The sequence below is a fragment of the Pseudoalteromonas sp. PAR1 genome, from assembly GCF_947311895.1.
Lineage (GTDB): Bacteria > Pseudomonadota > Gammaproteobacteria > Enterobacterales > Alteromonadaceae > Pseudoalteromonas > Pseudoalteromonas lipolytica_C.
Genome location: NZ_CAMZMY010000008.1, coordinates 188,514 through 195,696 on the forward strand (window position 1 = coordinate 188,514; position 7,183 = coordinate 195,696).

Genomic DNA, 7,183 nt, shown 5'->3' on the forward strand with positions numbered 1-7,183 from the left:
AAGACATGTTGTTTGTTGCAACCTAAAAAGGTACTTTTATTAAAGTACCTTTTTCTTTTTTAAGACAATAATGATTAAATTTTTAGCAGCTACAGAGCAAGACAAAGCCTATTTACTCGACTTGAGATTAAATACCATGGTTGATCACTTAGAGAATCAAGGGTTATTTTTATCACATGAGCAGCATCAAGCAAGAATAGCAGAACATTTTGAGCACAGTCATTTAGTGTTAAATGATGGGCAATGTGTAGGCGCTGTAAAGTTCATCGTGAGTGACCAAGCTATCAGTTTGTTACAGCTACAAATTGCACCTAAAGAGCAGGGCAAGGGGTTAGGCACTAAGGTGTTAGACGCACTCAAAGCGCAAACAGCAGAGATTAATTTAACGGTGCTAAAAGCGAATCCAGCGTATGGATTATATCAACGGGCAGGGTTTAAAACGCTAGGCGAAGACGACTATGAGTTTCATATGCAGTGGCAGAAATAAAAAAGGGCGCTGTTAAAAAACTAAGCGCCCAATTTTGACTATTTCTTTTCTTCGTCAGGTAAGGTGACGTTTAGCTCAAGTACTGCTAAGTCATCTTCGTTTTGATCAAACTGAACCTGAACTGCATCAGTGTTTACATTCACGTACTTACGAATAACATCAAGGATGTCTTGTTTTAGCTGTGGTAAGTAATCTGGTGTACCACGCTGTGAACGTTCGTGCGCGACAATGATCTGCAATCGCTCTTTTGCTAATGACGCACTGCTTTTCTTTTCTGAGCGGAAGTAGTCAAGTAAAGACACATTAACCTCCAAAAATCCGTTTGAATAAGCCTTTTTTCTCTACGTCTAAGAAACGAAAATCAACAGTTTCGCCTAATAAACGATTGATAGCATCTGTATACGCTTGGCCTGCATCCGATTCAGAATCTAAGATAACCGGTTGACCAGAGTTTGATGCACTAAGTACAGCTTGTGATTCTGGAATAACGCCCAGTAATTTAATCGCTAAGATTTCTTGTACGTCTTCTACCGAAAGCATTTCGCCTTTTTCAACACGCTCAGGATTATAACGTGTTAATAGTAGGTGTTCTTTTACGCTTTCTAGGCCTTCTTCAGCACGTTTTGACTTGCTGTGTAAAATACCAAGAATACGGTCAGAGTCACGTACTGATGATACTTCTGGGTTCGTTGTTACAATCGCTTCATCAGCGAAGTACATTGCCATCATTGCACCGGCTTCGATACCCGCTGGTGAATCACATACAATGTAATCAAAATCTTTTTTCAGCTCGTTTAGTACGCGCTCAACACCGTCACGGGTTAGGGCGTCTTTATCACGTGTTTGTGAGGCAGGTAAAATGTACAGTTTATCGACGCGCTTATCTTTAATAAGTGCTTGATTTAGGTTTGATTCACCATTGATTACGTTTACGAAATCATAAACAACACGGCGTTCACAACCCATGATAAGGTCAAGATTACGCAGACCAATATCAAAGTCGATAATAACGGTTTTAAAGCCTTTAAGCGCTAAACCTGTGCCAATCGCAGCACTCGATGTGGTTTTACCAACACCACCTTTACCAGAAGTAACGACAATCACTTTTGCCATGAGATTTATCCTTTAACCAAAGCTGAAATTTCTAATGAATCATTTTTTTGTTGGATTTGTACTGCGCTGCCCCAGTGTTCACCCTGAAGAGAGTCGCTGATCCAATAACTACCATTAATTGAAACAAGTTCTGCTTCTAATTTTTGGCAAAATATATTTGCTTCGTTGTAACCTTTTGCCCCTGCAATTGCACGGCCGCGAAGGGTGCCATAAATGTGCACGTTACCGTCGCTTATGACTTCGGCGCCATGACTTACAGAACCAATCACGATTAGGTCGCGGTCTTTTGCGTATACTTGCTGACCAGAGCGTACAGTGCCGCTAATAACCTGCGCAGGCAAATGAACGGTTTTTTCAACGATAGATGTATTTGTTTGTTGTTTAGCGGTTGCACCCTTAACGTCTTGTGAATAATTTAACACCGACAGGCCTGCAGCTTTGGCGCTTTCGTTTTGCTCTTGAGAGCCATTGCAAACGCCAACAGGGTTTAGCGAAAGACCGCTTAACATTGATTTTAAGAATGAGAAATCAAGTGTTTCGTCTTGTATGTCACTTAAGTTAATTACGATGGGGGCACCAGCAAAAAACTTAGGTGCTTGGGCGATTTTCTCATCTAACTGCTTACTTAAGAGGGATGTATCTGCTGAAAATAAATGTAAAACAGATAACGTAAAAAGGTTCCCTTTTAGCTCAAAAATTTGTTCCGACATACACGCTCAATTGATTTGTTTTGATTAGTATAGTTTGTATATAAACACAGGCTGAACAAGGCATACACAGTAAAAACTAATCTATTTTTTCTAACTTATTATTTGACTCATGTTATAGTGTGCGACTTCGTTAAGCAAGATATTATAGGGCCATAATGCTAACTGCGGTGTATAAAAGTATTAAAAAAGCGGATACTTACCTTTTTATTGAAAAAAGAGACGATTTTGGTCGTGTTCCTGAACCTTTACTAGAAACGTTTGGTCAACCTAAATACGTAATGATGATCAATCTTGCTAGTCGTGAAAAGTTAGGTTTTGCAGATATCGAAACGGTTAAGCAAGCGTTAATTGATAAAGGTTTCTACTTACAATTACCACCGCCAGAAGAAAACCTGTTAACCCAATTCAAAAAAAACAAGGGAGTTGAGAGTGATTAAAAAACTTGCCGTTATTTTACTTAGTGCCTCTTTGAGCACATCAGTACTGGCAGAAGAAAAAACCCAAGCTGATTTTGACGTTTACGTTGCTGCATTAAAAAAAGAAGCAATTGAAAAGGGCTATGATCAAGCCCTGATTGAGCAAGCATTCGCAACGGCTAAATTTAAAAAGAAAGTAATCTCAGCAGATAAAAATCAGCCAGAAGTAAAAGAAACCCTCGAAACTTATTTACCTAAACGTGTGCCGCAATGGAAAATTGACCGCGCGCGTAAGTTATACAAAGAAAACCAAGACGTTCTAGAAAAAGTAGCCAAAGAATACGGCGTTCAAGCACGTTTTATTGTGGCACTTTGGGGTCTTGAAAGTAACTTCGGTAAAATCCAAGGTGATCACAGTGTCATTGCATCATTAGTAACACTTGCTTTTGATGGCCGCCGCGAAACTATGTACAAAAACCAACTTTGGGCAGCGCTTGATATCTTAAAAGAGGGGCACATTACCCTTGATAAGTTTAAAGGATCGTGGGCTGGTGCAATGGGGCAAACGCAGTTTATGCCAACCTCATTTAACGCTTACGCTGTTGATTACAATGGTGATGGCCGCAAAGATATTTGGACCACAGAAGAAGACGCATTTGCTTCAATTGCTAATTATTTAAAGCAAGCAGGATGGAACGCTGATTTAACCTGGGGTCGCCAAGTTAAATTACCTGAAGGCTTCGATAATTCAAATATTCTTAAACGCGGCACTAAAACCCGCAGCCAATGGTTAGAGTATTGGAAAGATTCAGAGCGCAGCCTTGCTGATTGGCAAGCTCTTGGGGTTCGTAAAATGGATGGTAGCGACTTACCAAACGTTGATATTACCGCCGCAATGGTAATGCCTGATGACGTAAACGGTCGTATGTATCTAGCCTACGATAACTACAAAGCACTTATGCATTGGAATCGCTCGTATTACTTTGCAACCAGTGTTGGTTACTTATCAGACCGCATCGGTTACCCAGCGATTAAGTAATTGATTAATAAAAGTTAGCAAGTACCAAGGGTAAAGCTACAAGTTTTACCCGAGCAACTTGCTAACTTACTCGGCGTTAAAACGCCTCCGACAAACTCGCAAACTTTCCCCTCGATACAATTTTTAAACGTTTACTTTGAGTGCTTTTTGCAAAGTCTCTACGTTTTTACAGCCAAGGTATATGTTTTTTCCGTCAGTTAAAGTTATTTTAACGGCTTTTCCAACTGAGGCATTATATAACCAGCCATCACTTAGCATACGTATACCAATTCCTTGATACCATTTTGTTTGGTATGCAGAAGTATCGGCAATCTGAGATAATTCAACACTTTTGCTAATAATCCCAAACCCAAAATACCAACGAAGCGTTTGCTTATCGATGACTATTGTTAGTGAAAAGAACAACAAAGTAATAAGCAGGTTTATCGATAATATAATTATTTTGAGGCCAGCCAGTTCAGGCGATAAAACTATAAAGGCACTAATCACTAATAAAATAATAATTAACGAGTAATTTATTTCTGTCTGTTTATACATAGATTAATATCCTTTTAAGTCAGAACGTAAATAAATACTTAATTATTAGTATAGCAAAGGCAAGAGCAGGTATGATTACCCCTTCAAACGCACTAAAGCACGATCTACAAAACATAGTAGGAACGGCTTCAGCCGTGAATCTTTGGATGTTTGGCTTTAAAGGCCTCTGTTGAGGGATTATATTGATGTAGGTCGTCATTTATGACGACACAATCTCGAATATTTTCTCAAATAACGCGCTAAAGCACGACCTGCAAAACATCGTAGGAACGGCTTCAGCCGTGAATCTTTGGATGTTTGGCTTTAAAGGCCTCTGTTGAGGGATTATATTGATGTAGGTCGTCATTTATGGCGACACAATCTCGAATATTTTCTCAAATAACGCGCTAAAGCACGACCTGCAAAACATCGTAGGAACGGCTTCAGCCGTGAATCTTTGGATGTTTGGCTTTAAAGGCCTCTGTTGAGGGATTATATTGATGTAGGTCGTCATTTATGACGACACAATCTCGAATATTTTCTCAAATAACGCGCTAAAGCACGACCTGCAAAACATCGTAGGAACGGCTTCAGCCGTGAATCTTTGGATGTTTGGCTTTAAAGGCCTCTGTTGAGGGATTATATTGATGTAGGTCGTCATTTATGGCGACACAATCTCGAATATTTTTTAAATGACGCGCTAAAGCACGACCTACAAAACATCGTAGGAACGGTTTCAGTCGTGAGTCTTTGGATGTTTGGCTTTAAAGGCCTCTGTTGAGGGATTATATTGATGTAGGTCGTCATTTATGGCGACAAAACGTTAAATATTTTTCAAATGACGCGCTAAAGCACGACCTACAAGAGTGCGCGCGAAACAAGTTTCACGCCTACAAGGTCAAACTCGCTAACTTACTCACTCTTCGCTGGCTTTTTCAAAATCTTGTCTTTAAAATCAAGTACCTTACCAATGCCAGAGCCTAGTTTCATTAGGCTTTGAAGCTGCTCAGGGCTTAAGCGTTGTAGCTCTGCAGACCATTTGGTTACAGTTTCGAGTAGGTCGTGAATTTCTTGCATTTGCTGCTGAGCAAAGCGCTCATCATCAGTGTGGGCTTCTTCTAAAATGTTATCGCGAAGCAGGCTAAGGGTTGGGTCTATCTCGCGCTTTTTACGCTCTTCGAATACGCGGTTGGCCATATCCCAAATACTGCCAGCAGGGCCGTAGTATTCTTTACGGTCTCCCGGAATATGGTGCACTTTAATTAAGCGCCAAGACTGTAGCTCTTTAATGCCCATGCTTACGTTTCCGCGTGAGATACTTAAGGTATCGGCAATTTCATTGGCGGTCATTGGCTCTTTAGTAATGGTTAATAATCCACACATTTGACCAATGGTGCGGTTAAAGCCCCAACGGCTACCCATTTCACCGCAGTGCATAACAAAAGCTAAGTTTTTTTCAGATAGGCTCATAATTTTTAGTATTCAAAAATTTCAGAAATTAAATGCTAGCACGCTCGGGGTATAACTAAAAGAAATAGCCACTATGCAATCTGCTACTACTAAAGTGTAGATACGCCAGATTTTAAATTTAAGTTATTGAATTTAAATAATAGTTTAATTAAATGCCGCAGTGGTTAGCTATTTGATGTGGATCAATAATAGTGACAGTTAATAAGTTTATCGTATAGGCTGAAACCCAATAATACCATGGAGGAACGTTATGAAAGCTGCAGTAAATAAAGAGTACAAAGGTAAATTAACTATCGAAGATATCCCATGCCCAGAGGTGGGAATTAACGATGTGCTAGTTAAAATTGCCGCTTGTGGCGTGTGTCACACAGATTTACATGCTTGTCATGGTGATTGGCCTGTCAAACCAAAAATGCCATTAGTGCCGGGCCATGAAGGGGTAGGTACTATCGAGAAAGTAGGCGCAAACATTAAACACTTATCAGTAGGCGACCGTGTCGGTGTTCCTTGGTTGTATAGCGCCTGTGGCCATTGCGAGTTTTGTTTAGAGGGCAAAGAAACCTTATGCCTTGAGCAGCACAACACAGGTTATTCAGTTGATGGTGGTTACGCTGAGTATTGTGTAGCTCATGGCGATTACGTGGTGAAAATTCCTGAAGGGTTAGGTTTTGCAGAAGCCGCACCACTATTTTGTGCGGGGGTTACAACCTATAAAGCGCTTAAAGTGACTGATGCAAAAGCGGGCGACTGGGTGGCAATTGTCGGTGTTGGCGGCCTAGGCCATTTAGCGGTGCAATACGCAAAAGCAATGGGCTTTAATGTGATTGCCGTTGATACCGGCGAGTGCAAGTTGGCACTAGCCAAAGAGCTTGGCGCAGACATCACCATAGATTTTATGAAGCAAGTGCCTTCAGAAACCATTTTTGAACAAGTGGGTGGGGCACATGGTGTTGTGTGTACGGCCGTATCAAAACCTGGTTTTGAGCAAGCTTATAAAAGCGTACGCCGTGGCGGTAAATGTGTGCTTGTAGGTTTACCACCCGAAGATATGCCACTGCCAATTTTCGATACCGTATTAAATGGGGTGTCTGTTGTAGGCTCAATTGTTGGTACGCGTAAAGACTTACAAGAATGCCTCGACTTTGCAGCGAAAGGTAAAGTTAAAGCCATTATTGAAGAAAAACGCCTCGAAGATATCAACGATATATTTGACGACATGTTAAAAGGCGATATCACGGGCCGAATCGTAATGATGCTTTAAGCTAAGTCTGTTAACGCTGTCAGGTTTGGTTGAGTGATTCAATCGAAGCTGGCAGTTGTTATATTTGTAAAAGTAGGGAAATGTAACTCGTTATTGTCGGATAGACGACACCTGTTACCAAGTGTCGCCCTCCTAAGAACCGTACGTGCAACTTTCACTGCATACGGCTCA

General features: G+C 40.8%; 9 protein-coding genes. 4 read left to right on the forward strand and 5 right to left on the reverse strand.

The genetic code is table 11. The features are described 5' to 3' along the window. Positions 1-70 precede the first annotated feature (70 nt). On the forward strand, positions 71-487 hold the full coding sequence (locus tag QL229_RS09030; RefSeq protein ID WP_281546792.1) for a GNAT family N-acetyltransferase: 417 nt from the start codon (positions 71-73) through the stop codon (positions 485-487). A gap of 38 nt (positions 488-525) precedes the next feature. On the opposite strand, the gene minE is transcribed toward QL229_RS09030, so the two are convergent. From minE to minC, 3 genes are read right to left on the reverse strand one after another with little or no spacing between them, the layout of a single operon-like run. After that, positions 526-789 (reverse strand): cell division topological specificity factor MinE, encoded by a 264-nt coding sequence (gene minE / locus QL229_RS09035; RefSeq protein ID WP_054552047.1) that lies wholly within the window; start codon positions 787-789, stop codon positions 526-528. A 1-nt stretch (position 790) separates the two neighbouring features. Continuing rightward, positions 791-1,600, reverse strand: coding sequence for a septum site-determining protein MinD (minD, locus tag QL229_RS09040; RefSeq protein ID WP_063707427.1), 810 nt, complete (start codon positions 1,598-1,600; stop codon positions 791-793). 5 nt (positions 1,601-1,605) lie between these two features. Continuing rightward, positions 1,606-2,310 (reverse strand): septum site-determining protein MinC, encoded by a 705-nt coding sequence (gene minC, locus QL229_RS09045; protein ID WP_281546793.1) that lies wholly within the window; start codon positions 2,308-2,310, stop codon positions 1,606-1,608. Between the two features lie 155 nt (positions 2,311-2,465). On the opposite strand from minC, the gene QL229_RS09050 reads away from it, so the two are divergent. Next, positions 2,466-2,747 carry a YcgL domain-containing protein gene (locus QL229_RS09050; RefSeq protein WP_135926436.1) on the forward strand — a complete coding sequence of 94 codons (282 nt, stop codon included), beginning with the start codon at positions 2,466-2,468 and terminating at the stop codon, positions 2,745-2,747. Continuing rightward, entirely contained in the window at positions 2,740-3,765 is a 1,026-nt protein-coding gene (locus tag QL229_RS09055) for a lytic murein transglycosylase (protein ID WP_138558871.1), read from the forward strand. The genes QL229_RS09050 and QL229_RS09055 overlap by 8 nt, the downstream gene beginning before the upstream one ends. 123 nt (positions 3,766-3,888) lie before the next feature. Here the strand turns inward: QL229_RS09055 and QL229_RS09060 are convergent, their stop codons facing one another. Then, positions 3,889-4,302: a hypothetical protein gene (locus QL229_RS09060; RefSeq protein ID WP_138558872.1), complete on the reverse strand. Its 414-nt coding sequence runs from the start codon at positions 4,300-4,302 to the stop codon at positions 3,889-3,891. Between the two features lie 891 nt (positions 4,303-5,193). After that, positions 5,194-5,751 carry a MarR family transcriptional regulator gene (locus tag QL229_RS09065; protein ID WP_135926439.1) on the reverse strand — a complete coding sequence of 186 codons (558 nt, stop codon included), beginning with the start codon at positions 5,749-5,751 and terminating at the stop codon, positions 5,194-5,196. 250 nt (positions 5,752-6,001) lie between these two features. Here QL229_RS09065 and adhP point away from each other — a divergent pair, with 250 nt between their 5' ends. Continuing rightward, a complete protein-coding gene (adhP, locus tag QL229_RS09070; RefSeq protein ID WP_138558725.1) occupies positions 6,002-7,012 on the forward strand; it encodes an alcohol dehydrogenase AdhP in 1,011 nt (336 codons plus the stop codon). Positions 7,013-7,183 lie beyond the last annotated feature (171 nt).